The organism is Duganella sp. FT27W (assembly GCF_009295655.1).
GTDB classification, from domain to species: Bacteria; Pseudomonadota; Gammaproteobacteria; order Burkholderiales; family Burkholderiaceae_D; genus Rugamonas; species Rugamonas zoogloeoides.
Map to the genome: position 1 here is coordinate 162,866 of NZ_WHIV01000001.1, position 21,775 is coordinate 184,640.

General features: G+C 64.1%; 22 protein-coding genes. 11 read left to right on the plus strand and 11 right to left on the minus strand.

What is annotated here, in order from left to right; all coding sequences use genetic code 11:
* Positions 1–28 precede the first annotated feature (28 nt).
* Both F8197_RS00725 and F8197_RS00730 read right to left on the minus strand, forming a co-directional pair.
* Complete coding sequence (locus tag F8197_RS00725) at positions 29–484, minus strand: hypothetical protein (RefSeq protein ID WP_152879172.1); 456 nt, start codon at positions 482–484, stop codon at positions 29–31.
* A 46-nt stretch (positions 485–530) separates the two neighbouring features.
* Positions 531–1,388, minus strand: coding sequence for a TonB-dependent receptor domain-containing protein (locus F8197_RS00730; RefSeq protein ID WP_193333295.1), 858 nt, complete (start codon positions 1,386–1,388; stop codon positions 531–533).
* Between the two features lie 442 nt (positions 1,389–1,830).
* On the opposite strand from F8197_RS00730, the gene F8197_RS00735 reads away from it, so the two are divergent.
* Together F8197_RS00735 and F8197_RS00740 are read left to right on the plus strand one after the other, a co-directional pair.
* Complete coding sequence (locus tag F8197_RS00735; protein WP_152879176.1) at positions 1,831–2,703, plus strand: alpha/beta fold hydrolase; 873 nt, start codon at positions 1,831–1,833, stop codon at positions 2,701–2,703.
* Positions 2,700–3,143: a MarR family winged helix-turn-helix transcriptional regulator gene (locus F8197_RS00740; RefSeq protein ID WP_152879178.1), complete on the plus strand. Its 444-nt coding sequence runs from the start codon at positions 2,700–2,702 to the stop codon at positions 3,141–3,143. Before F8197_RS00735 ends, F8197_RS00740 begins: the two co-directional genes overlap by 4 nt.
* Here F8197_RS00740 and F8197_RS00745 read toward each other — a convergent pair.
* Entirely contained in the window at positions 3,129–4,037 is a 909-nt protein-coding gene (locus F8197_RS00745) for a LysR family transcriptional regulator (RefSeq protein ID WP_152879180.1), read from the minus strand. The genes F8197_RS00740 and F8197_RS00745 overlap by 15 nt on opposite strands.
* 85 nt (positions 4,038–4,122) lie before the next feature.
* Here F8197_RS00745 and F8197_RS00750 point away from each other — a divergent pair, with 85 nt between their 5' ends.
* The 4 genes from F8197_RS00750 to F8197_RS00765 all read left to right on the plus strand — a co-directional run bounded on the left by F8197_RS00750 (position 4,123) and on the right by F8197_RS00765 (position 7,707).
* Positions 4,123–5,289: a mandelate racemase/muconate lactonizing enzyme family protein gene (locus F8197_RS00750; protein ID WP_152879182.1), complete on the plus strand. Its 1,167-nt coding sequence runs from the start codon at positions 4,123–4,125 to the stop codon at positions 5,287–5,289.
* Between the two features lie 142 nt (positions 5,290–5,431).
* Complete coding sequence (locus tag F8197_RS00755) at positions 5,432–6,757, plus strand: dicarboxylate/amino acid:cation symporter (RefSeq protein WP_152879185.1); 1,326 nt, start codon at positions 5,432–5,434, stop codon at positions 6,755–6,757.
* Positions 6,754–7,215, plus strand: coding sequence for an NAD(P)-dependent oxidoreductase (locus tag F8197_RS00760; protein ID WP_152879187.1), 462 nt, complete (start codon positions 6,754–6,756; stop codon positions 7,213–7,215). Before F8197_RS00755 ends, F8197_RS00760 begins: the two co-directional genes overlap by 4 nt.
* Positions 7,216–7,302: 87 nt before the next feature.
* Positions 7,303–7,707 carry a hypothetical protein gene (locus tag F8197_RS00765; RefSeq protein WP_152879189.1) on the plus strand — a complete coding sequence of 135 codons (405 nt, stop codon included), beginning with the start codon at positions 7,303–7,305 and terminating at the stop codon, positions 7,705–7,707.
* A 78-nt stretch (positions 7,708–7,785) separates the two neighbouring features.
* Here the strand turns inward: F8197_RS00765 and F8197_RS00770 are convergent, their stop codons facing one another.
* The 6 genes from F8197_RS00770 to F8197_RS00795 all read right to left on the minus strand — a co-directional run bounded on the left by F8197_RS00770 (position 7,786) and on the right by F8197_RS00795 (position 14,420).
* A complete protein-coding gene (locus tag F8197_RS00770; RefSeq protein ID WP_152879191.1) occupies positions 7,786–8,679 on the minus strand; it encodes a LysR family transcriptional regulator in 894 nt (297 codons plus the stop codon).
* A 130-nt stretch (positions 8,680–8,809) separates the two neighbouring features.
* Positions 8,810–9,265, minus strand: a complete 456-nt coding sequence (locus F8197_RS00775; protein ID WP_152879193.1) for a nuclear transport factor 2 family protein — start codon at positions 9,263–9,265, stop codon at positions 8,810–8,812.
* Between the two features lie 221 nt (positions 9,266–9,486).
* Complete coding sequence (locus F8197_RS00780) at positions 9,487–9,780, minus strand: KilA-N domain-containing protein (protein ID WP_227012002.1); 294 nt, start codon at positions 9,778–9,780, stop codon at positions 9,487–9,489.
* A 236-nt stretch (positions 9,781–10,016) separates the two neighbouring features.
* Positions 10,017–12,515, minus strand: coding sequence for a TonB-dependent receptor (locus F8197_RS00785; RefSeq protein ID WP_152879195.1), 2,499 nt, complete (start codon positions 12,513–12,515; stop codon positions 10,017–10,019).
* A 96-nt stretch (positions 12,516–12,611) separates the two neighbouring features.
* Positions 12,612–13,955, minus strand: coding sequence for a sigma-70 family RNA polymerase sigma factor (locus F8197_RS29350; protein ID WP_152879197.1), 1,344 nt, complete (start codon positions 13,953–13,955; stop codon positions 12,612–12,614).
* A 27-nt stretch (positions 13,956–13,982) separates the two neighbouring features.
* A complete protein-coding gene (locus tag F8197_RS00795; protein ID WP_152879199.1) occupies positions 13,983–14,420 on the minus strand; it encodes a VOC family protein in 438 nt (145 codons plus the stop codon).
* Between the two features lie 388 nt (positions 14,421–14,808).
* Between F8197_RS00795 and F8197_RS00800 the strand changes: the two genes are divergently transcribed.
* The 3 genes from F8197_RS00800 (at position 14,809) to F8197_RS00810 (ending at position 17,029) form a co-directional block, all read left to right on the plus strand.
* On the plus strand, positions 14,809–16,032 hold the full coding sequence (locus tag F8197_RS00800) for a hypothetical protein (RefSeq protein ID WP_152879201.1): 1,224 nt from the start codon (positions 14,809–14,811) through the stop codon (positions 16,030–16,032).
* A gap of 83 nt (positions 16,033–16,115) precedes the next feature.
* Positions 16,116–16,520 (plus strand): DUF2384 domain-containing protein, encoded by a 405-nt coding sequence (locus F8197_RS00805; protein WP_152879203.1) that lies wholly within the window; start codon positions 16,116–16,118, stop codon positions 16,518–16,520.
* On the plus strand, positions 16,517–17,029 hold the full coding sequence (locus tag F8197_RS00810) for an RES family NAD+ phosphorylase (RefSeq protein ID WP_152879205.1): 513 nt from the start codon (positions 16,517–16,519) through the stop codon (positions 17,027–17,029). Before F8197_RS00805 ends, F8197_RS00810 begins: the two co-directional genes overlap by 4 nt.
* Here F8197_RS00810 and pbpG read toward each other — a convergent pair.
* Positions 17,026–18,045 (minus strand): D-alanyl-D-alanine endopeptidase, encoded by a 1,020-nt coding sequence (pbpG, locus tag F8197_RS00815; RefSeq protein ID WP_152879207.1) that lies wholly within the window; start codon positions 18,043–18,045, stop codon positions 17,026–17,028. The genes F8197_RS00810 and pbpG overlap by 4 nt on opposite strands.
* Before the next feature lie 149 nt (positions 18,046–18,194).
* Between pbpG and F8197_RS00820 the strand changes: the two genes are divergently transcribed.
* Positions 18,195–18,857, plus strand: a complete 663-nt coding sequence (locus F8197_RS00820; RefSeq protein WP_152879209.1) for a response regulator transcription factor — start codon at positions 18,195–18,197, stop codon at positions 18,855–18,857.
* Positions 18,854–20,209, plus strand: coding sequence for an ATP-binding protein (locus F8197_RS00825; protein WP_152879210.1), 1,356 nt, complete (start codon positions 18,854–18,856; stop codon positions 20,207–20,209). The genes F8197_RS00820 and F8197_RS00825 overlap by 4 nt, the downstream gene beginning before the upstream one ends.
* Here the strand turns inward: F8197_RS00825 and F8197_RS00830 are convergent.
* Positions 20,193–21,764 (minus strand): methyl-accepting chemotaxis protein, encoded by a 1,572-nt coding sequence (locus F8197_RS00830; protein ID WP_373996748.1) that lies wholly within the window; start codon positions 21,762–21,764, stop codon positions 20,193–20,195. The genes F8197_RS00825 and F8197_RS00830 overlap by 17 nt on opposite strands.
* Positions 21,765–21,775: the final 11 nt, after the last annotated feature.

Sequence of the window (21,775 nt, forward strand, 5' to 3'; positions counted from 1 at the left end):
CCAGCCCGCGTGGCTGGCCGGGGTTTTTTTATTCGCGCAGCGGCGACACCGCCAGGTACCACCAGCAGAGCGCAGCTGGCAGGGTGCTGGCAACCAAAAACACGGCGCCGATGCCGATGACCTGCAGCGTCTGGCTCGATCCGGAGCCTGCCAGGGCAGCACAGCCCAGGCCCAGCACGAGCGCGGTCAGTAAGGCGATGGCAGCCGCACCGGCCAGGAACCGGCGCAGGCGACGCAACCCCAGCTTCATCAGCAGCAACCCGGCCGCGTAACTAACCGGCACGGCAAGCAGGTACATGAACGGTGCGGCTATAAAGACCAGCCCTACGGCACGCATTCCTGAATCATCGACGTGTTCGGCATCGAGGCTGCCCGTTGGCTCTGCATAGAGTTCAGAAGCAGCCATTGCCAGGATGGGTAATAACACAATAAAGGCGGCGGCATAACTTGCCGCAACCGGATGGGGCGTGGTTGGATAGCGCATGGTGGATGTCTTGTGCTGGAGGATGCCTGATTATGCGCGACCGCCGCTAAAACCTCCAGGCCAATCCCGCCCGCAGCGTGCGCATCTCCCCCGGATGGGTATGAATATCCGCCACCGGCGCCGCCTCGCCCGGCAGTTGCGACTCGTAGTAGTAATCGATGTCGCTCACGCGGCGGTTGAGCAGGTTGAGCACCTCTACCGTCAGCTTGAGATTGGCTGCCAGCTTGTAGCCGAGCTTCATGTTGACCAGCGTGGATGATGGCGAACGCACCGAGTCGTCTTCCACCAGCGCGCGCGGGCCGAAATAGCGCAACCGCATGCCGCCCGACCACGGTCCGGCTTCCCCCGATACGCCAACCGATGCGGTGCGGCTGATCGAGCCGGGGATGAAGTCGCCGGCCGGGTCGCTATCGCGGAAACGCGCGTGCGACCAGGCCAGGTTGGCGTCGATGATCCAGTCCTTGGCGGGCGAGTAGAAATTGGTCAGCTCCACGCCGTGGCGGCGGCTGGGGCGGCCCGCTTCGGTGGTGCCGGCGTCGCCGATGAAGATCAATTCCGACTCGAGGTCGAGCTGCCAGGCGGCGGTGCGCAGCCACGGCGTCCAGGTGGTGCTGTTGGAGAAGTACAGCGCGCTGCTGCGCTCCTTCACTTCATCCTCGCGCACGGTGGACAGGCGGCGCCGCTCCTCGCTCAGATACAGGCCGACCGGAGAGAGGCGATCCTGGGGCAGTTGCACGCCGATGGCGATCTCCGACGCGAAGGAGCCCAGCTTGTGCTGCCAGGTGCGCTCGGCGTTCAACCCCAGGATTTGCCGGCTCTCGGCCTGGTGAAACTGGTCGCCGTGTTCGGGGTCGTCCAGCACATACGTAAAATTGCAGTACAGGTCCAGGCGCGGCCGGTGCATAGCAGCGGGCGGTTTTCCAGCTGCTTGGCGGTGACCATGCCCTGGTTGGCGGAATCGGCCACGCCGAGGGGGATCAGGCTGGCGGAAACTTTGACTTGCTGGAGCGGCTGGTTGTCGTCGGCGGCGGCGTGGGCAAGCGCGGGCAGGGCGGCCAGCAGCAGAGCAGGCAGCAGCCATGCCGAGGGTAACCTCGCTGCACAGTGGACTATTGAGCTTACTTGCCGGCGCATCGTGACAACGCGCCAGCGCCTGTTTTACCGTTGCGGGGACAGCACACGTTTACCGCCGGCCTCCCGACGCGTGTTTACCGTTTAACTGCGGCCGGTAGCAGCGAGCACCAAAACTGCGCCATGATACCGGGTGCCGGCGATTGTGGCAATTTCACCAAGTCGGTCAAACCATGCTATAAAGTCGTTAACACGTTAACGAAAATGGGAAATTCATGGAATCCGTCAGCATCGTCCTGCCCAACCGGCAAACCATCGCCGCCAGCGTGTGGATCAGCACTGCGCCTCTCGCCGTGGTGCTGGTTCACCCCGGCACCGGCATCGCCCAGCGCTATTACGAGCCGTTCGCCCGCCACCTGGCCGCAGCCGGTTTTCATGTGGTGACCTATGACTATCGCGGCATCGGCCGTTCGCGCCCGGCCAGCCTGCGCGGCATGGACGTCACCATGGCCGACTGGCTCGAGGATGACGTGGGCGCCGTCACGCGCTGGGCCGCCGCGCGGTTTGCTGAACTGCCGCTGCTGGCTGTGGGCCACAGCCTGGGCGGCCACGCGCTGGCCCTGAACAGCACAACAAACCTGCTGCACGGCGCGGTGCTGGTGGCCTCCCACGCGGGTGTGACGGCCACCGTGACCGGGCTGGCCGAGCGGTTGCGTATCCGGTTCGTGATGCGGGTGCTTACGCCGCTGCTCACCACCATTTGCGGTTATATGCCCGCGCGCAAACTGGGCCTGGGGGAGGATCTGCCGGCCGGCGTGATGCGCCAGTGGAGCCGCTGGACGGCGCTGCCCCGGTATTTTTTCGACGATCCCGCCATGGATGCGCAGGCGCGCATGGCCCGGGTACGGGTGCCGCTGCTGGTGCTCGGTTTTGCGGACGATCCGTGGGCCAATCCAGAAGCTATCGGCATGCTGACAGCACCTTTGATCAATACCACGGTGGAGCGGCGCCAGGTCGCTCCGCGCGATGCCGGCCTGGCCGCCATCGGTCACATGGGGTTTTTCCGCCAGCGCGCCGGCGTGTCGCTGTGGCCACAGGTGGTGGACTGGCTGCGCGAGAAGGCAACCGCGCCGAAGGAAGCGCCATGAGCGCGCAGCGCGCCAGGCCGCGCCTGGTGTTCCTGCTCAACCGCGCCCAGCGCGCCTTGCAGCGCTGGGTCGAGACCCGGCCGCAGGCGTGGGACGGCGCCAGTTCGGCGCAGGCGGGCTTGCTGTTCTTCCTGGCCTCGCGCAACCAGGCCACGGTGGGCGAGATCGCGACCGCGCTGGCAGTGGCGCCGGCGGCGGTCACCAACCTTTCCAAGCGCATGGAGGCGGCTTTGCTGGTGGAGCGCGTGAACGATGCGCACGATGGCCGGCTCACGCGCCTGCAACTGACTGCCGCCGGCGCGCAAGCCAGCGTGCAGGCCGGCGCCGTGCTCAAGGAGCTCAATGTGCGGCTGGCGGACGGCTTCTCCGCGGCCGAACTGGACACCGTGGCCCGCTGGCTGGCGCACGTTGCGCAGCTCGAAGCATCAGGCGAGGCTTGATGCCTGCTCGAATTCGCCGGCGATGAAGTCGATAAACGCGCGCACCTTGGCCGGCTGGTTCTGGCGGCTGAGGTAATACAGATAGAGGTCGGCGTCGGGCAGGGTGTAGTCGCGCATCACCTGCCGCAGGCGCCCGCTGGCCAGGTACTTGGCGGCATCCCACTCGGAGCGCTGGACGATGCCGTGGCCGGCCAGTGCCCACAGCATGACGATGTCGCCGTCGTTGCTGGACACGGCCCCGCGCACCTTCACCAGTTCTTCCACTTTGCCCTTCTGCAGGCGCCAGGTGCCGTACACGTCGTCGTTCTGGCGATGCAGGATGCAGCGGTGGCGATGCAGTTCGGCCGGCGTGTGCGGCTCGCCCGCCTTTTTGATGTAGCCGGGCGACGCGCATAAAAAGCGCCGGTTGGCCATCAGCTTGCGGGCGGTGAGGCGCGTGTCGGGCAGCTCGCCGAAGCGGATCGCCAGGTCGTACGCTTCTTCCACCAGGCTGATGGGGCGGTCGGTCAGGTGCAGTTCCACTTCCACTTCCGGGTAGGCATGGGCAAAGCGCGAGACGATGGGCGCGATGCGCGTGCGGCCGAAACCCGGCGTCGCGTTTACCCGCAGCAGGCCCTTGGGCGCGGCGCGCCCGCTGGCGACCGACTCCTCCATCTCGCGGATCTGGTGCAGGATGTGCGAGGCTTGCGCCAGGTACGATTCGCCCTCGTTGGTCAGGCTGATGCGGCGCGTGGTGCGGTTGACCAGGCGCACGCCAAGGCGCTGCTCCATCAGGCTCAAACGCTTGGTGACGGCGGGCGGAGTGACACCCAGCTCCCGGGCGGTGGCGCTCATGCTGCCCAGCTTGGCTAGCAGCACGAAAAAGGTCAGGTCGGGCGCGGTGTCGGTTTTCATTTTAAGTGAATAAAGGTTTCAATTCAGGTGAATTTTAACAGTGTAATTCAAGAGTAGACTGGTTTCACTTTGACAGGAGAACCGCATGAAAATCGTAGAAATCCGCGAAAAAACCGTTCCGATCAGCTCCCCGATCCGCAACGCCTACATCGACTTCAGCAAGATGACCCTGAGCCTGGTGGCCGTGGTCACCGACGTTATCCGCGACGGCAAGCCGGTGATCGGCTACGGTTTCAATTCCAACGGCCGTTACGGCCAGGGCACCCTGATGCGCGAGCGCTTCATCCCGCGCATCCTGGAAGCCGACCCGGCCAGCCTGGTGGACGATGCCGGCACCAATCTCGATCCGCATAAAATCTGGAACTGCATGTTCACCAACGAAAAGCCGGGCGGCCACGGCGAACGCTCGGTGGCGATCGGCACCATCGACATGGCGGTGTGGGATGCGGTGGCCAAGATCGAAGGCAAGCCGCTGTTCCAGCTGCTGGCCGACCGCTACGGCAACGGCCAGGCCGACCGCAAGATTTTCGTGTATGCGGCCGGCGGCTATTACTACCCGGGCCAGGATCACGGCAAGCTCAAGGACGAGATGCGCAGCTACATCGACCGCGGCTACACGGTGGTGAAAAAGAAAATCGGCGGCGCCGATCTCGACGAAGACCTGCGCCGCATCGACTCGGTGCTGAGCGTGCTGCAGGACGGCCAGAAACTGGCGGTGGACGCCAACGGCCGCTTCGACCTCGACACGGCGGTGAAGTACGCCAAGGCGCTGTCGCAGTACGACCTGTTCTGGTACGAAGAGCCGGGCGACCCGCTCGACTTCGAACTGCAAGCCACGCTGCGCAATTACTATAAAAACCCGATGGCCACCGGCGAAGACCTGTTCTCGATGCAGGACGCACGCAACCTGATCCGCTACGGCGGCATGCGCGCCGACCGCGACTGGCTGCAATTCGACTGCGCGCTCAGCTACGGCCTGGTCGAATACCTGCGCACGCTCGACATGCTGCGCGAACACGGCTGGTCGCCCAAGCGCTGCATCCCGCACGGCGGCCACCAGATGTCGCTCAACATCGCGGCCGGCCTGGGGCTGGGCGGCAACGAGTCGTATCCCGACCTGTTCCAGCCCTACGGCGGCTTCCCGGATGGCGTGACCGTCGATAACGGCCACATCCTGCTGCCGGAATTGCCCGGCATCGGTTTCGAGGGCAAGGCCGACCTGTATCGCGAAATGGTCAAGCTGGCCGCCTGATACTTTTAGTGCCACCCGTGCAGCGGGCCAGAGAGCTTGCGCCGGGTGTGTTGCATTCCACATAGAGCATGCGTCGGGCGCGGGCAGTACGGCTTGCGGGCCCCGGCCCGTGCTCGCCCAAAGTTTGATGGAGGAGACCACCATGCTTGCGCAACGCATCAGAAAACTGGCGTCCACGCTGTACATACAAGTCATCATCGGCCTGGCTGCGGGCATTTTGCTCGGGCATTTCTATCCGAATATCGGCGTCGAGCTCAAGCCGCTCGGCGACCTGTTTATCAAGCTGATCAAGATGCTGCTCGCGCCGATCATCTTCGCGTCGGTGGTGGTCGGCATTGCCCGCATGGGAACCGTGAAGGAAACCGGACGGGTGGGCGCCAAGGCCATGATCTACTTCGAGATCTGCTCGACGGTCGCACTGGTGTTCGGGCTGGTGGTGGTCAACCTGGTGCAGCCGGGCGTGGGGATGAATATCGATCCCGCCCACATCGACACCGCGTCCATCAAGAGCTATACGGCGGCGGCCGAGCATCACACCACGCTGGACTTCCTGATGAATATCGTGCCGGCCAGCGTGGTCGGCGCTTTTGCGCAGGGCAATATGCTGCAGATCATCCTGTTCTCGCTGCTGTTCTCGTTCGCGCTCAGTCGCCTCGGTCCCAAGGTCACGCCGCTGGTGGACGGCCTCGACATGTTCTTGCAGGGCATGTTCGGCGTGGTGCGCATCGTCATGCACCTGGCGCCGATCGGTGCGTTCGGCGGGATCGCGTTCACGATTGCCAAGTATGGCATCGGCACGCTCAACTCGTTTGCGGAGCTGATGCTGGCGGTGTACGTGACGTGCTTCCTGTTCGTGGTGCTGGTGCTCGGCGCGGTGATGCGCTATTGCGGCGTGCCGCTGTGGGGCTTTCTCAAGTACATCAAAGATGAAATTCTGATCGTGCTCGGCACCGCCTCGACCGAGGCCGTGCTGCCGCAAATGCTGATGAAGATGGAAGCGATGGGCTGCGAGAAAAAAGTGGTGGGACTGGTGCTGCCTACCGGCTACACTTTCAATGCCGACGGCACGGCGATCTACCTCACCATGGCCGCCATTTTCATCGCCCAGGCCACCAACGTGGACATGACCTTGTGGGATCAACTGGTGATCCTGGGCGTGATGCTGCTGACTTCGAAGGGCTCGGCCGGGGTGGCGGGGGCGGGCTTCGTGGCGCTGGCGGCCACGCTGGCCTCGATGAACAAGATTCCACTGTCGGGACTGGTGCTGCTGGTGGGGATCGACCGTTTCCTCAACGAGGCGCGGGCCGTCACCAACCTGATCGGTAATGGCGTCGCCACCATCGCCGTCGCCAAATGGGAAGGGGCGCTCGACATGGACAAGATGCGCCGTGCGTTTGCCGCGCCGCCACCGGCGCAGGAATCGCCCACGTCGGAGCCTGCGCCAGACCACTACCGAAAGCCCGTATGACCGTACATCTGCTATGTGCCACCCCGCTGTTGCCGGCGATTGCCGACCGCGCGCAGGCCGAGTTCAACGCCGTCACCATGCAGGAACGGCAGTTGACCACGGCGGAAACCCTTGTCGCGCTGGCGGCACATCCGACCATCGCCGCGGTGCTGGTGTCCAGCCGTATCCGCTTCGATGCCGACGCCATCGCCATGCTGCCACCGCACGTCAGGCTGATCGCCACGTGCAGCGTGGGCCACGAGCATATCGACCTGGCGGCTGCCGGGCTGGACGTGTTTCGCGCCGAGCCGGACTACGATTTGCGCCTGCGCGATCTGCCCAACGTCTTCCTCACGCCGCACATGGGCACCGCCACCGTGGAAACCCGCGCCGCAATGGGCCATCGAGCGCTCGACAATGTGGCCGATTTTTTGCGCGGAAGCACACCGCGCGACGCGCTTTGGCATGGGTCAAGTTGATGATCGGCTGCGCCAGGGGGAGCGTCGATCGTTGAACTAGAATGCAGAGTCATTTGGATTTTTTTTCAACACTCACGTGGAGGAATCATGGCTACCGAATTCGATCCATTCTGGTTATTCAAGCTGCCGCTGTCGGGCGACGTTATGCAGCGCATCAGTTTGCCGTGGTTTTCTCCCACCTTCAATTTCGCCGGCGACGCCGGGATCGAGAAGCAAGTGGTGTCGGAGGTGGCCAGTTACGGCAAGCAGATAGGCTGGCTCAACGAACTGGTCATCAAGCTGGCGGAACAGCAGGCGGTCGATGTCGATGTACTCAAGAAGGTGAAAAAAGCGGTAGAGGACATCGACGAGATCAAGAAGATCCACGCGTCCACCATGCTGCACACGGCGGTCGATGCCCTCAAGCAGCTCGAAGCCAGCGAACCGCAGTTTTACAAGGAGCTGATCAAGCGGTGCGCCGATGAGGCCGCCCGCCCCGATGCTTCACATTAGCCCAGCTGGCCTGTTCCGCCGGCTTGCTGGTAATGGCCTTGCTGCTGGTGCTGGCCTTTACCGGCCGTGAGCGTCCCGCTAGGGCTGGTAGCGCACCGCGTCAAGGAACAGGGTAAACGCGGCCGACGGGTGGCGCCGGCTCGGGTAATACAGGCGGTAGCCGGGGCAGGCGGGGCACCAGTCATCCAGCACCCGCACCAGCCGGCCGGCGTCGATGTGCGGCTGCACCTGGTCTTCCGGGATGTAAGCCAAACCCAGGCCGTCGAGCGCCGACTGGATGCGCAGCGCCAGGTTGTTGAACACCAGTTGCCCGTCCACCTTGACCTTGACCTCGCGGCCATCCTTGGCGAACTCCCAGGTATAGATCGCGCCGTGGGTGGGCAGGCGCATATTGATGCAGTTGTGCTCGGTCAGGTCGCCTGGCACCTGCGGCGCCGGGTGGCGCGCGAAATAGCCGGGCGCCCCCACCACGGCCCAGCGCAAGTCGGCGCTGATGCGCACGGCGATCATGTCCTTGTCCACCTGGTCGCCCATGCGCACGCCGGCGTCGTAGCGTTCGGCCACGATGTCGGTCAGGCGGTTTTCCGAGTGGATTTCCAGGCGGATGTCGGGGTAGTCGGGCAGCAGCTTGTTCAGTGCCGGCTGCAAAATGGTCAGCGCCGAGTGCTCGCCCGCACTGACACGGATGGTGCCGGCCGGTTTCAGGCGGCGCTCGCCCAGCAACGCCAGTTGCGCCTCGATTTCCTCGAAATGCGGGGCGATGTTGGCCATGATCTGCAGCCCGGCCTCGGTGGGCGAGACGCTGCGCGTGGTGCGCACCAGCAGCGGCAGGGCAAGGCGCTGCTCCAGCGCCCGCACGGTCTGGCTCAGCGCCGATTGCGACACACCGAGCCTGGCCGCCGCCTTGGTAAAACTGCCTTCGCGCGCGACCGCGATGAAGGCGAGGATGTCATTGAGATTGTTTTGTGCCATGGCATCAGACTTTACCACCGATGGCGGCGCGGTATAAGGTCTCCTAATAAATGCTTGGCGTATTACCCCACTTCAGCGCGCACGCGCGGCGCTTGAGCAAAAACTGGCGGAGAAATCCCCGCCTCGCTGACTAGAACATCGGGTTGCCGCTGGCAGTGCGCTCCGGCACGGCCTGGGTCACATCCCAGTGTTCGACGATTTTGCCGTTTTCCAGTTTGAAGATATCGACGATGGCGTTGCCACGCGTGCCCGGTTCGCGTACGGCGTGGACGTGCAGGATGACGAAGTCGCCATCGACAAAACTTTTGACGATGGTGCTGTGCGAGCCCGGGTACTTATCGCGCAAGAAAGCGATGAACTGGCGGAAGCCTTCGGGGCCGTCGGCGGCGTTCGGATTGTGCTGGACGTAGCGCGGCCCCACGTAATGCAAGGCGGCGTCGGCATCCTTGCGATTGAGGCCAGCTTCGTAAAACTTCAGTACTACCTCGCGGTTGGCCTGGGCTATATCCGCCTGGCGCTGGGGACTGGCGCAGCCGCCGGCAAGCACGCTAGCGGTTAGAAATACTGGAAGAAACGGGCGGCGCATGGCAGATGGTCTCCGGATCGATAAGGGGTTGATTCTAGCGCCCGCCAAGTACTGCTGCCAGCCTGCTGAAGTAAAAGGTTGCTGATTGACCGGAACTCACACTCCGCTCAACGCTTTCAACGAGACGTGACTTGTCAGGCTCTGCAACTGCCGTATAGCGATCTCGTTGAGCTTCTGCAAGCGCAACCCTTGGGTTAAACCCATGTGTATGAATTCGGCATTCAGATGGCATTGGTTTGTTTCACCCAATCCTTGACACTGAGTTTGTAGCTGTTCAGGCCGACCTGGCTTTTAATTATGGCGAATTCGCCATAATTAAAATCTGGATTATTGAGCCGTTCCCAGATGCTTAAAAACTCGACAGTGTTCCGATTTCGCAGCCAGTCAGCAATGAAGAAATCTCCATCCTTGGCATGAAGCATATCGGTAAGGGAGATGTAATCGACGTCGTCGTGAGACAGCACGCTGATCTCCAAACTCTGCACTTCGATAACTTTCTTTTTATCTCGGCTCATAGCGGAATCCCGACTGGAAAGCATCTTTTTCCTGAAAGCGACAATGTCTAAAGGTTGAGGTTCGCCACTGACTTCACCAGCGACGAGCGCCGTCCGAGTCGCTTCGAGTTGCCTAAGAAGTTGACGGTCATGTACACGTTTCTCATGAAATTTCTTGATGCCATCTGAGCGGACGAACTTCCTACCATCGATGCATTGTAGTGCAGTTTTATGAGCGGCAGACCGTCACACCACCATCAGAACTGATACTTCAAACTCGCCGACACATTGCGCGGATCGCCGAAGTAGCCGCCGTAGAACGTCGTATCGAGCGAGCTCAGGTAGGTTTTGTCGAACAGGTTGTTGACGTTGACCGTCAGTGCCACGCGCGGGTTGAACTGGTAGCGCGCCATCAGGTTGGCGATGGTGTAGCCGTCTTGGCGCGCCGTGACCGCCTTGCCCAGCTGCCACGGCGTGGCGGTGAAGTGCATGCTGCTCTGGCGGTTGGCGCCACCGCCGATGGTCAGGCCCTGCCAGGCGCCGCCCAGGCGGTACGTGGTCCACAGCTTGAACAGGTTCACCGGCGCGGCCGTGGCGATGCGTACGCCCTTGCTGTCTTCGGTGGTGCTGTGGCTGAAGCTGGTGCTGAGGTTCCAGCCCGGCGCCAGCTGGCCCGTCACTTCGAGGTCGATGCCGCGCGTTCTGGCGCCGGCCACGGCCAGGTAAGCGGGCTGGTTCAGGCTGCCGGGAACGACCTGGCCGGGATCGCGTTCGGCCAGGTTGTCCTGGCGTGTTTCGAACAGGGCCACAGCCGCATCCACGCGCCGGTTCAGCCACGCGCTTTTCCAGCCCGCTTCGTAGCTCTTGCCCTCGCGCGGGTCCAGTCCCACGCCGTTCCGATCGCGCACGCTTTGCGGCTTGAAGATGCTGGTGTAGCTGGCGTACAGCGTGTGGTCCGGTGTCACCGTGTACACCACGCCCGCATACGGCGTGACCTCGCCGGAGGCCCGGTATTCGGTCAGTTGGTCGGTGTAGCCCGGCTGCAGGTAATCAAAGGTGTAGTGGTAGCGGTAGTTGCTGGTGCGCGCACCAACGATCACGGCCAGGTCGTCGGTCGGTTTCAGGCGCGTGGCCAGGTAGGCGCCGTTCTGGCGAATCCTGGTGTCGTTGTTGAGCAGCACAGGCGCCGGCGACGGTTCGGCCGTGTAGCCGTTCCAGGTGTAGAAGTTGACCGCGCGGCCTTCGACATCGGTGACATCGGGCGAACTGCGGTCATCGAACTTGGCATAATTGAAGCCCGCCACCACTTCGTGCTTGCGGCCGAACAGTTCGAACGGGCCCTGCACCTGCAAGTCCACGCCATCCTGCTTTTGCCAGCCGACGCCCACGCCGCCGAACAGCATCATGTTCTCGCCGGTTGCGCGGTCGGGGAAACCCCAGCTGGCCGAGGCCTGCTTGCTGGTGCGCTTGCTGTACATGTGGTTGAGCGCCAGCTTGACGCTCCAGTCGGACGGCAGCTTGTGTTCGAGCGTGGCAAATGCGTTCAAGGTATTTTGCTTGCGGCTGCTCCAGCGCGAAGCGGGGTTGACCGAGCGCGGGAAATCGGTCTGGCCGCCGTCGCTGTAGAACAGCGGGAAACTGGCGAACGACACGCCGCGCGGATCGGACCGGGTGTAGTCGACGCCGGCCGACACCAGCGTACCCGGCGCCAGGTCCGCCTCCACGATCCCGTACAGCACCTGCTTCTTTTGCGAGTAGTAATCGATAAAACTGTCGCTTTGCTGGTGCGCCGCCACCACGCGCCCGCGCACGGTGCCGTTGGCATTGAGCGGGCCCGATACATCCACTTCGGCACGCCGCATGTCCCACGTACCCAGCGCCGCGCCGGCGCTGCCCTGCAAGGTGGCGGTGGGGCGCTTGCGCATCAGGTTGATGGTGCCCGACGGTTCGCCCGCGCCCGTCATCAGGCCCGCGGCGCCGCGCAGCACCTCGATATGGTCGTACAGCGCCATGTCGCCGGTGCTTTGCGGGGTGGCGGTGGTGGTGATCACCAGCGTGGTGGGCACGCCGTCGAACTGGTAGCTGTCGATGCCGTAACCGCGCGAGAAAATCGAAAAACGCTCGCTGTCGATGTGCTGGATATTGATGCCCGGCGTCTGTTCCAGCACGCTGGCCATGGTGTTGAGGTTTTGGTCGTCCATGCGCTGGCGCGTGATCACGCTGATGCTCTGCGGCGTATCGCGCAGCGCCAGCGACAGCTTGGTGGCGGTGCTGGTCGCGCCGATGGTGTAGGCGCCGCTGCCGTCACTGAGGTTGCCCAGGTCCTGCGCTTGCACCTTCACCTCGCGCAGCGTGCTGACCGGCGCGTCGGCCAATAGCGACTTGCGCAGCACGTAGCCACCGTCGCTGCTGCTGACCGCTTCCAGGCTCGATCCGGCCAGCAGGGCGGCAAAGCCCGAGGCCACGCTATGGTCGCCCTGCAAACCGCTTGATTGCCGGCCTTCGGCCAGGGCCGGGTCGAACGAGAGCGCCACCCCGGCGGCAGCGGCAAAGCGTGCCAGGGCGCCGGCCAGCGGGCCTGCCGGGATCTGGTAAGTCTTGTGCGCAGCGCCAGCCTGGGCGGCGGGCGGCGCGGACTGGGCGTGGGCCGGTGCTAACGACATGAGCGACAACAGCGGCAGCGCGGTCAGCAGCGCCAGGGCAACGGGCGCCAGCGCAGGGCGGGCGGTCAGGTGGGACGATTTTTGCAGGGACATGGCTTCTTCAATCGATGGTTGGTCGGAGCATTCGGATCATTTGCTCCCTGTAGGCCGTACCAGATTGAAAATCATGCAGAAGTTTTTGAAAAATATTTATGCGGCGCCTACCGTTACCCAGTACCGGGTCAGGCGCCGTACCCGCACCGGCAACGACCGCGCCAGCACCGCCAGCGCCTGGTCGGTATCGGCCACCGGGAATGCGCCGGACACGCGCAGGCTGGCCACCGCGCTGTCGCAGGCCAGGTGGCCGGTGCGGTAGCGGCCCAGTTCCGCCACCAGGCGGCTCAATGGCCAGTTGTCCACCACGATGCTGCCGTGGCGCCAGGCGTCGGCCAGGTCGTCGCCGGTTTGCAGCGGCGCGGTGCCGGCCGCGTTGAATACCAGTTGCTGGCCCGCGCGCACCAGCACCGGCGGCGTTTGCAGCGCTGCGCGGGCAGGGCGCACGGCCACCGCGTGTTCGAGCACCACCAGCGTGGTGGATTCCGGCGCGTGGCGCACCGTGAAGCGCGTACCGAGCGCCCGCATGGCGCCGTGCGCGGTCTGCACCACGAACGGCCGCGTATCGCGTGGCGCGCCCGCATGCGGCCGGTGCGCGGTTTCGATCACGATCTCGCCGCTGCGCAGCACTACCGTGCGCTGGCCGGCGTCGAAGCGTACATCGACCGCGCTGTCGGTGTTGAGGATCAGCAGCGAACCGTCGGCCAGGCGCACGCTGCGCTGTTTGCCGACGCCGGTGCGGTATTCGGCCAGCGCCGACCGCCACGGCGCGGCGTCATCGGCGCTGCCGTACACTGCGTAGCCGATGGCGCCGCCGGAGGCCAGCAACGCCAGCCCGCGCAGCGCCTGGCGCCGGCCCTTGAGCGGCACCTGCAGCACCGGCGCGCCGATGTGCGGCGGGATCGCCTGCATCATGCCGCGCACCGAGTCCATGCCGGGCGCCACCCGGTGGCAGTGCGCGATGGCGTCCGCCATATAGGTATTCACCGTGCGCAGCGACACGCCGAGCCGTTCGGCGATCGCCGGGTAGGTCAGGCCTTCCAGTTGCGAGAGTAAAAACGCCTGGCGCATGGCCGGCTTCATGCCGTCGAGGATGGCGTCGATGGCGGTCAAGGCTTCGAGGATCAGGGCGCGCGCCTCGGGGGAGGGCGTGTGCTGTTCGGGCAGCGCGGCGAGCGTATCGAGATAGGTGCGTTCGAGGTCCTGGCGGCGGAAAAAATCGGCCACCAGGCCGCGCGCGATGGTGCTGAGGTAGGCGCGTGGCGCCAGCACGTCGGGCGCTTCGTGCTTGCTCAGCACCCGGATGAAGGTGTCCTGCGCCAGGTCGGCGGCATCGCCGGCATTGCCCAGCTTGCGACGTAACCAGCCCTGCAACCAGCTGTGGTGGTCGCTGTACAGGGCGCCGATGTCCGGCTGGGGCAGGTGGTTGGTCGCTGGCATGCCTTCAAAGCAGAACAAGAATCATTCTCAATTGTAGTTAACTTGCCCGGTTGGCGCAATAGCGACGTTGAGCACCCAGGTCACGCCGAAGCGGTCCTTGAGCATGCCGTACAGCGGCGACCACTTTGATGGCGCCAGCGGCACGATGACGGTGGCGTCCTCGGCCAGCCTGGCCCAGTAACCGGCGATCTCGTCAGCGCTGTCGCCGCCCACGGAAACGTAGTAGGCGTTCTGGCCCGGGTCCCACGGCATCGCTGCCGGCACGTCGAAGGCCATCACGCAAAAGCCGCTGTCGGCCACAACCTGGCCCCAGATAACCAGGTCGGCATCTGCCGGATCGTGGGGCATGCCGCCGTCGCCGTAGGTGACCAGCGTGGCCTGGCCACCGAATACCGCGTGGTAAAAGTTAAGGGCCTGGCGGGCGGCGCCGCGCAGGTTGATATGGGCTACGGACTTGATGGACATGCAAGATTCTCCTTGGTGATGAGTGTTCCGGGGCGGTATCTGCCGGTCAACCGGACGGGGTAATGGTCGCGACCGGTGGTACTATATCGGCCCCTCCTGCCAACTTCTGTCAGTAGTCATGCTGCGATCCGATCACTTGCTTCGCTCGCGGCAGGCCTTGTTCACCATGCCTGCACCGGTCACGGTGCAGTGACTGACCCGCGCGACTGGCGTTTACACCCGGTCTATCCAGCGCACGGCAGGGATTTCGTTCCAGGCGGAGCGGGTGCAGGCTGTCGAAGCCACCCGCAACAGCTTCCGGTCCCGGCGCGCAGCCAAGTTGCGCACCTGTTCGGGCCAAGGCAGATCGATGCGCAGGAAGCGCCGCCACCGTTTTAAAGGAAATAATATGTTGTCGAAAAATGTCAAAGGCTGGTGCGCATGCGCAGCGGCCACTACCCTTCTATTGTCCGGCGGTGTCGCCATGGCGGCCGACGCGGGCGCTTCGCCCCTCACCGTGGGCGGCGCCATCCGCTTCAATTACGTGTACAAAAGCTGGCAGGACGAGTATCGCAACGGCTTCTTCGGCCTCGACACGGCGCGGCTGGACGTCAACTACGACGACGGCACCAACCTCGGTTCGGCCCAGTATCGCTACAATAATTTCCCGAAAGGCCAGGGCGGCTACTGGCAGCACTTCCTGCACCACGGCTGGGTCGGCCGGCGCTTTGCCGACAAGAGCGAGCTGCACATTGGCGTGGACAAGAACCTGTTCGGCTTGCAACCGTATGCATCGAACAATTTCTATGAGTCGATCGCGTTTTACGCCGGCTTCGAAGACAAGTACGACCTCGGCGTGACCTACCTCAGCAAGCCGGGTCCGGTCGAATGGCAGCTGGGCTTTTACCCGCGCGACGGCGGCTCGTATGGCGGCGGCAGCAACACCGCACCCTCGGCCAACCGCTACTCGTACAACATCGTTGCCGACGACGACGCGCAAGGCTTTGGCACCGGCCAGCGCGACACCGAGCGCAACACCCTGATCGGCCGCGTGGCGTTCAAGGTGGGCGACCAGGGCCAGCACGAGGTGGGCGTCTCCGCGCTGACCGGCGAGATCCGCAACGCAGCGCGCGCCAACGGCGCCGTCAACACCCGCCGCAACGCGTTCGCGGTGCACTTCAAGGGCAAGTCGGGACCGGTCAACGTCATGCTGCAAGCGATGCGGTACGACTATCACACCAGCCACGAAGCAACCCAGACCTACGGCGGCCTGGACGCCAACAGCTTCGTCATGATCGGTGGCTTCGGCTACCCGTACCCGGTGGCATCGAAAGGCGACATCTACATCGCCAACGCCAGCTACGACATCGGCGGCAAGGTGGGGCCGTTTTCCGGCTTCAAGGTCTATAACGACTACAGCATGCTGCACAAGCGCGTGGGCGGCTACAAGGACTCGCCGCAAAACGTTACGGGCCTGAGCTTCTCGGCGGGCAAATGGTCGTTCTCCGCCGACTTCATGCTGGGCAAGCACCACCCGTACATCTCGCCCGACTTCGGCGGCCTGGGCGCTACCTCGGCCGAACATCCCGGTTATAGCCGCCGCATCAATTTGCAGGCGGGGTACTACTTCTAAGACCGGCAAAGACAGGCGCATTAAGCTTGCATAACACCAGAAATAGTGCAAATATGGTGCATACTTGATGCGAAGGAGTTGCTATGTTAGTGCTCGATATCGACACGCTACCGGTGTTCGAACGGGACTTTGATGGTTTTCTGGAGTTTCTCAATGGCGAAACCAGCCGTCCTGTAATTTCGCCCAAGAGTTTCGCTCTGGTGTTTAATTTCGACTTGCAAAGTCTCGCTGCGGCTGCGCGTGTACATCGCAATACCATCACGCGGGCGCCCGAGTCCGAAGGTGTTCAACGTTACTTGCGAGAATCGGTGCGGGTCGTTCGTGCTGCCGCAGATGTTTCGCACAGCATCGAGAAGGCGATCTACTGGTACCGGAATCATCCGATACCGACCTTCGACTACAAGACGGGTCAGCAACTTATTTCCGAAGGCCGGACTGACGATGTGGTGACCTATCTGCAATCACTGCGGCAGGGGTTCGCGGGATGAGACTGATCGCGCTGGCATGCAACGCCTTTCGCGTACACGATCCGAAATGGTCGTTTGCGCCGGTGTCTGGCGCCGGCGCCGCCAGGTTTGGTGGGCGGGCGAATAGGCCAGGTATCAATGCCTTGTACTTGTCCCTGGAGTTGGAAACAGCGCTAGCCGAATATAGACAACTCGATGCGCTTATTGCGCCGGCAATGATGGTCAGCTATGAGTTGACGGTTGATCCCGTCGTTGACTTCCGGGGCGGATATGGCGCAGGATGGGATTCCATCTGGCAAGATTTCGATTGTGATTGGCGGCGCATGGTTTTCAATGAGAAAATCGAGCCACCATCGTGGGTGATCGGCGACTTGGTCATGTCGACTGGTACCAAGGGCATACTGTTCAACTCAGTCATTACCGGCGGTAGTAATCTGGTGCTTTACACCGATATGCTGGCACCAACCGATGTAATCAAGCCGTACGATCCCACTCAAAGCCTTCCACGCGATCAAGCTTCCTGGCACTAGTGCCGCCGCTTTACCTTCCCAGTTCGGTATCCCGCCAGCCACGACCGCGCCCGGTTGGCATCGGCTGCGTGCGAGTATTTGCCTTGGGAGTTGAGGAACACCATCACAGTCGGGCGATTGTTGACCATGGTGTAGAGCACCATGCAGCGGCCCGCTTCCGAGATGTAGCCGGTCTTTTGCAGGCGGATGCGCCAGTTGCTGCTTGCGGTCAGGCGGTTGGTGTTGTGGTACACGCTGGTGCTGCGGCCCTGGCGGATGCTGAACTGGTGGTCGGTCGAGTAGCGCCGGATCAGGGCGCTCTTTTCTGCGGCAATCACCAATTTTGCCAGGTCGCTCGGCGTCGAAACGTTGGCGCTCGACAGGCCGGTCGGCTCCACGTAGCGCGTGTTGCGCATGCCCAGCGCGCGGGCCTTGCGGTTCATCGCGGCGACAAAGGCGCGGGTGCCGCCGGGATAGTTGCGGCCCAGCGCGGATGCGGCCCGGTTTTCCGAACTCATCAACGCCAGGTGCAGCATGGACGTGCGCGACAGCTTGGTACCCACTTGCAGGCGCGAGGTCGAATACTTGAGGCGATCGACGTCGGCGCTGGTCACCGTCAGTTGCTGGGTCATGCTCTGGTTGGCGTCGAGCACCACCAGCGCCGTCATCAGCTTGGTGAGCGAGGCGATCGGCATTACCGTGTTCTGGTTCTTCTGGTACAGCACGTCCTGCGTCTTCGGATCGATGATCACCACCGCGCTCGACCGCAAGGCGGCCAGGTGCGCGGCGTTGGGGGCTTGCGAGGCCGCCACCGCCTGCGCCATCTTGCGCTGGCGCAGCGGCTTGACGGTTTTGACTTGCCTGGCTTTGACCGGCCTGGCCTTGCTGGCCTTGGTGGCCTTCGCCTTGGCGGCCTTCGCCTTGGTAGTCTTGCCGGAACTCTGTTTTTGGCGCGACTCGGCGCCATGCGAATCCACGGGCGCTTGCAGGCCCACCAGGCAAATCAACGAAAAAATTAACGGCTTCAGTAGTTTCATGCTTTTCATGCAGCGGGGCCCGGGCTGGAACAACAACGTCCGCATGGTAGGCACGCACACTTAGCAGTCACTTAGCGGACGTTCGCTGAACGAAGCCGTTAAAATACCGCGCTTGTGCCGCCATTCGGCGCGGAAATCGAAGGGATGTCATGCGGGTGCTGTTGGTGGAAGATGATGACATGATCGGCAATGCGATCCAGCAGGCGCTGCGCGAAGCCAGTTATGGCGTGGACTGGGTGGTCGATGGCGACGCCGCGCTCGATTCGCTGGCCTGCAATCCATACCAGATGGTGCTGCTCGACCTGGGTCTGCCCCGGCGCGACGGCATGTCCGTGCTGCACACGCTGCGCGCCGCCGGCCGTGGCGTGCCGGTACTGGTGCTCACCGCGCGCGACGCTACCGAGGACCGCGTGGCGGGCCTGGACGGCGGCGCCGACGACTACCTGGTGAAACCGTTCGCGCTGTCGGAACTGCTGGCGCGCATGCGTGCCGTCACCCGGCGCCAGGCGGCCGCCGTCGGCCCCAACCTGGGCAACGGCGTGATCACGCTCGATCCGGCCACCCACGAAGCCTGCCGCGAAGGGCGGCAAGTGCGCCTGACCGGTCGCGAGTTCGCGCTGTTGCAGGCGCTGATGGTGCGGCCCGGCGCCATCCTCTCGCGCAGCGAACTCGAAAACCGCATCTACGGCTGGAACGAGGAAGTGGAAAGCAATGCGGTCGAATTTCTGATTCACGCGCTGCGCAAAAAACTGGGCACCGACGCCATCAAGAACGTGCGCGGCGTGGGCTGGATGGTCTCCAAGGCGCCATGAACACATCGCTCCAGTACCGGTTGTCGGCCACCATCGCGCTGGCCGTGGTGCTCATGGCCGGCAGCGCCGCCGTCTTTACCTTGATCGCTTCGTGGAACGATGCCCACATCGCCCAGGACAAGCAGCTGCGCCAGATCGCCCACCTGATCGGCCGCCTGCAAACGGGGCCGGTCACGCTGGCCGCGCGCCAGAAGATCAGCGGCATCACGCTCGACGAACGCATCGTGGTGCGCTTTCTCAATCCCACCCCGGGCGAACCCGAGGCCGCCGACGGCCTGCCCGTGTTTTCCACGCCGCTGGTCGATGGCCTGCAAACGGTGGACATGGAACGCGATTCATGGCGCGTGTTCGTGCGCACCGATAACAGCGGGGTACGCCTGGCCGTGGCCCAGCAAACCCGCGTGCGCAACGCGGTGGCGATCAATAACGCCTGGCGGGCATTGGTGCCGTTCGGATTGCTGGCGTTGCTGCTGCCGCTGCTGGTGCACTGGCTGATCCGCAAACTGTTCGGGCCACTGCGTGCGGTAGCCGACGAGGCGGGCCGCCGCTCCCACTATGACCTGCGCCAGCTCGACGCCGCCGGCCTGCCCGACGAGGTGCAGCCGCTGGTGGCCGAAATCAACCGCCTGCTCACGCGGGTGGACGTGGCGATGCAAACCCAGCGCCGTTTCGTGGCAGACGCCGCCCACGAACTGCGCTCGCCATTGACGGCCATGTCGCTGCAAACCGAGCGCCTCGCCGCTGCCGACATGCCCGACGAAGCGCGCCGCCGCATGCAGACGCTGGCCGCCGGCCTGCAGCGCACGCGCGTGATGCTCGACCAGTTGCTGGCGCTGGCCCGCTCGCAGCAGGGCGCGCCGGACCTCGCCGCGCCAGCGCCGGTATCGTTGCAGCAGGTGGTGCGCGCGGTGATCGAAGACTTGTACCCGCTGGCCGAGCAGCGCCGCATCGACCTCGGCGTGCTCAGCACCGACGACGCGCAAGTGGCCGCCGCACCGCTCGAGCTGCACATGCTGGTGAAAAACCTGGTTGACAACGCGCTGCGCTACACGCCGCCTGGCGGCCGCGTCGACGTGGCGTTCCGCCGCCACGCGGCTGGCGTGGACCTGATTGTCGATGACAGCGGCCCGGGCATCCCCAAGCCCGAGCGCGAGCGGGTGTTCCACGCGTTTTACCGCATCCTGGGCAGCGGCGAAGCCACCGGCTCGGGCCTGGGCCTGGCGATCGTGAAGGCGGTGGCCGACAAGGCAGGTGCCACGGTCAGCTTCGATACCGCGCCGCTGGCGCCAACCGGCTTGCGGGTGGTGGTGGCGTTTCCCGCCGCTCCGGGAGCAGCTACGCCCGCAGCTTGAACACGGCCACCGCCTCGGTCAGCGCTGCTGCCTGCTGTTGCAGCGCGTCGGCCGCCGCTGCCGCTTCTTCGACCAGCGCGGCATTCTGCTGCGTGACGCCGTCCATGTGACTGATGGCCGAGCTGATCTGGGCGATGCCCTCGGTCTGCTCCTGGCCCGCCACCGTGATTTCGGCAATCACCGCCGTCACCCGCTGTACGCTGGCCACCACGTCGCCCATGGTGGCGCCGGCCAGCGCCGCCTGCTCGTTGCCCGAGGCGATGCGGCCGACCGAGTCGTTGATCAGCGTCTTGATTTCCTGCGCCGCCGTGGCCGAGCGCTGCGCCAGGTTGCGCACCTCGGTGGCCACCACGGCAAAGCCGCGCCCCTGTTCGCCGGCGCGCGCCGCTTCCACCGCTGCGTTCAGCGCCAGGATATTGGTCTGGAAGGCGATGCCGTCGATGGTGCTGATGATGTCGACGATCTTGTTGGATGAGGCGCTGATCGCGGTCATGGTGGAGACCATCTGTTCCACCGCCTGGCCGCCCTTGACGGCGATGGCGGATGCGCTGTCGGCCAGCTCGCCGGCGGCGCTGGCGTTGTCGTTGTTCTGCTTGACGGTGCTGGTCAGTTCCACCATCGAAGCCGCAGTTTCTTCCAGCGCGCCGGCCTGCTGCTCGGTGCGTGAGGACAGGTCGAGATTGCCGGTGGCGATTTCGGTGGAGGCGGCGTGGATGGCGACCGTACCGTCGCGCACCCGGCCGACGATGCCGGACAGGTTGTCCTGCATCTGGCGCAGCGCTTGCAGCAGGTCGCCGATTTCGTCGGTGGTGTCAGCGCGCACTTCGGTGCGCAGGTCGCCGGCCGCCACCGTTTGCGCCACGGCGACCGCCGCGTACAGCGGCAGCGTGATGCTGCGGATCAGCCACAGCACGGTGATCGAGCCGATTGCCAGTACCAGCGCCAGTGCCAGGGCGATGGTCAGCGTGGCGCGCTGGTGGGCCGCCGCGTTGTCGGCCTCGATGCGTTTCGTTAATTCCTGGGCCTGCTTGCCGATGTAGTCCACGATCTCGTCGATCTTGCGGGTCGGTTCGCGGTCTGCGCCCTGGACCAGCGCATCGACCTTGTCGGCCGAAGTCGCCTGGGCCGGGTCGAATTGTTCGAGTGCCGCCAGGTACCGCTGGGTCAGTGCTTCCTGGGTGCGCAGGGCATCGTCCACCATCGGCGTGGCGATGGCCAGCTTGTCGAGCATGGCGTCGAGTCTCGCCAGTTCAGCGTGGGTAGTATTGCCGCCCTTGATGAAGGCGGTGCGGTACTTGTCGAGTGTGTCCTGGTCGTCGCCGCGCACCAGGATGTTTTTCCATTCCTGCACCTGGATCTTGAATGCCACCTGGGCGCTGCGCGCGGTGTCGCTGGCCTCGGCCATTGCCACCAGGCGCGCCATGGCTGCGCTGGCGCGGGTATTGCCCTCGTCAACTGCGCGCCAGCCGACGACGCCCACGATCAACAGGGCGATAAAGAAGAGCGCGGACAACAAGCCGAGCCGGACACCGATTTTCAAGTTGCCGAGTTTCACAGGACCACCTT

Coding starts and splice junctions, on each gene's coding strand:
- F8197_RS00725 (WP_152879172.1), bottom strand. CDS start 484: ATGCGCTATCCAACCACGCCCCATCCGGTTGCGGCAAGTTATGCCGCC.
- F8197_RS00730 (WP_193333295.1), bottom strand. CDS start 1,388: ATGCACCGGCCGCGCCTGGACCTGTACTGCAATTTTACGTATGTGCTG.
- F8197_RS00735 (WP_152879176.1), top strand. CDS start 1,831: ATGGAATCCGTCAGCATCGTCCTGCCCAACCGGCAAACCATCGCCGCC.
- F8197_RS00740 (WP_152879178.1), top strand. CDS start 2,700: ATGAGCGCGCAGCGCGCCAGGCCGCGCCTGGTGTTCCTGCTCAACCGC.
- F8197_RS00745 (WP_152879180.1), bottom strand. CDS start 4,037: ATGAAAACCGACACCGCGCCCGACCTGACCTTTTTCGTGCTGCTAGCC.
- F8197_RS00750 (WP_152879182.1), top strand. CDS start 4,123: ATGAAAATCGTAGAAATCCGCGAAAAAACCGTTCCGATCAGCTCCCCG.
- F8197_RS00755 (WP_152879185.1), top strand. CDS start 5,432: ATGCTTGCGCAACGCATCAGAAAACTGGCGTCCACGCTGTACATACAA.
- F8197_RS00760 (WP_152879187.1), top strand. CDS start 6,754: ATGACCGTACATCTGCTATGTGCCACCCCGCTGTTGCCGGCGATTGCC.
- F8197_RS00765 (WP_152879189.1), top strand. CDS start 7,303: ATGGCTACCGAATTCGATCCATTCTGGTTATTCAAGCTGCCGCTGTCG.
- F8197_RS00770 (WP_152879191.1), bottom strand. CDS start 8,679: ATGGCACAAAACAATCTCAATGACATCCTCGCCTTCATCGCGGTCGCG.
- F8197_RS00775 (WP_152879193.1), bottom strand. CDS start 9,265: ATGCGCCGCCCGTTTCTTCCAGTATTTCTAACCGCTAGCGTGCTTGCC.
- F8197_RS00780 (WP_227012002.1), bottom strand. CDS start 9,780: ATGAGCCGAGATAAAAAGAAAGTTATCGAAGTGCAGAGTTTGGAGATC.
- F8197_RS00785 (WP_152879195.1), bottom strand. CDS start 12,515: ATGTCCCTGCAAAAATCGTCCCACCTGACCGCCCGCCCTGCGCTGGCG.
- F8197_RS29350 (WP_152879197.1), bottom strand. CDS start 13,955: ATGCCAGCGACCAACCACCTGCCCCAGCCGGACATCGGCGCCCTGTAC.
- F8197_RS00795 (WP_152879199.1), bottom strand. CDS start 14,420: ATGTCCATCAAGTCCGTAGCCCATATCAACCTGCGCGGCGCCGCCCGC.
- F8197_RS00800 (WP_152879201.1), top strand. CDS start 14,809: ATGTTGTCGAAAAATGTCAAAGGCTGGTGCGCATGCGCAGCGGCCACT.
- F8197_RS00805 (WP_152879203.1), top strand. CDS start 16,116: ATGTTAGTGCTCGATATCGACACGCTACCGGTGTTCGAACGGGACTTT.
- F8197_RS00810 (WP_152879205.1), top strand. CDS start 16,517: ATGAGACTGATCGCGCTGGCATGCAACGCCTTTCGCGTACACGATCCG.
- pbpG (WP_152879207.1), bottom strand. CDS start 18,045: ATGAAACTACTGAAGCCGTTAATTTTTTCGTTGATTTGCCTGGTGGGC.
- F8197_RS00820 (WP_152879209.1), top strand. CDS start 18,195: ATGCGGGTGCTGTTGGTGGAAGATGATGACATGATCGGCAATGCGATC.
- F8197_RS00825 (WP_152879210.1), top strand. CDS start 18,854: ATGAACACATCGCTCCAGTACCGGTTGTCGGCCACCATCGCGCTGGCC.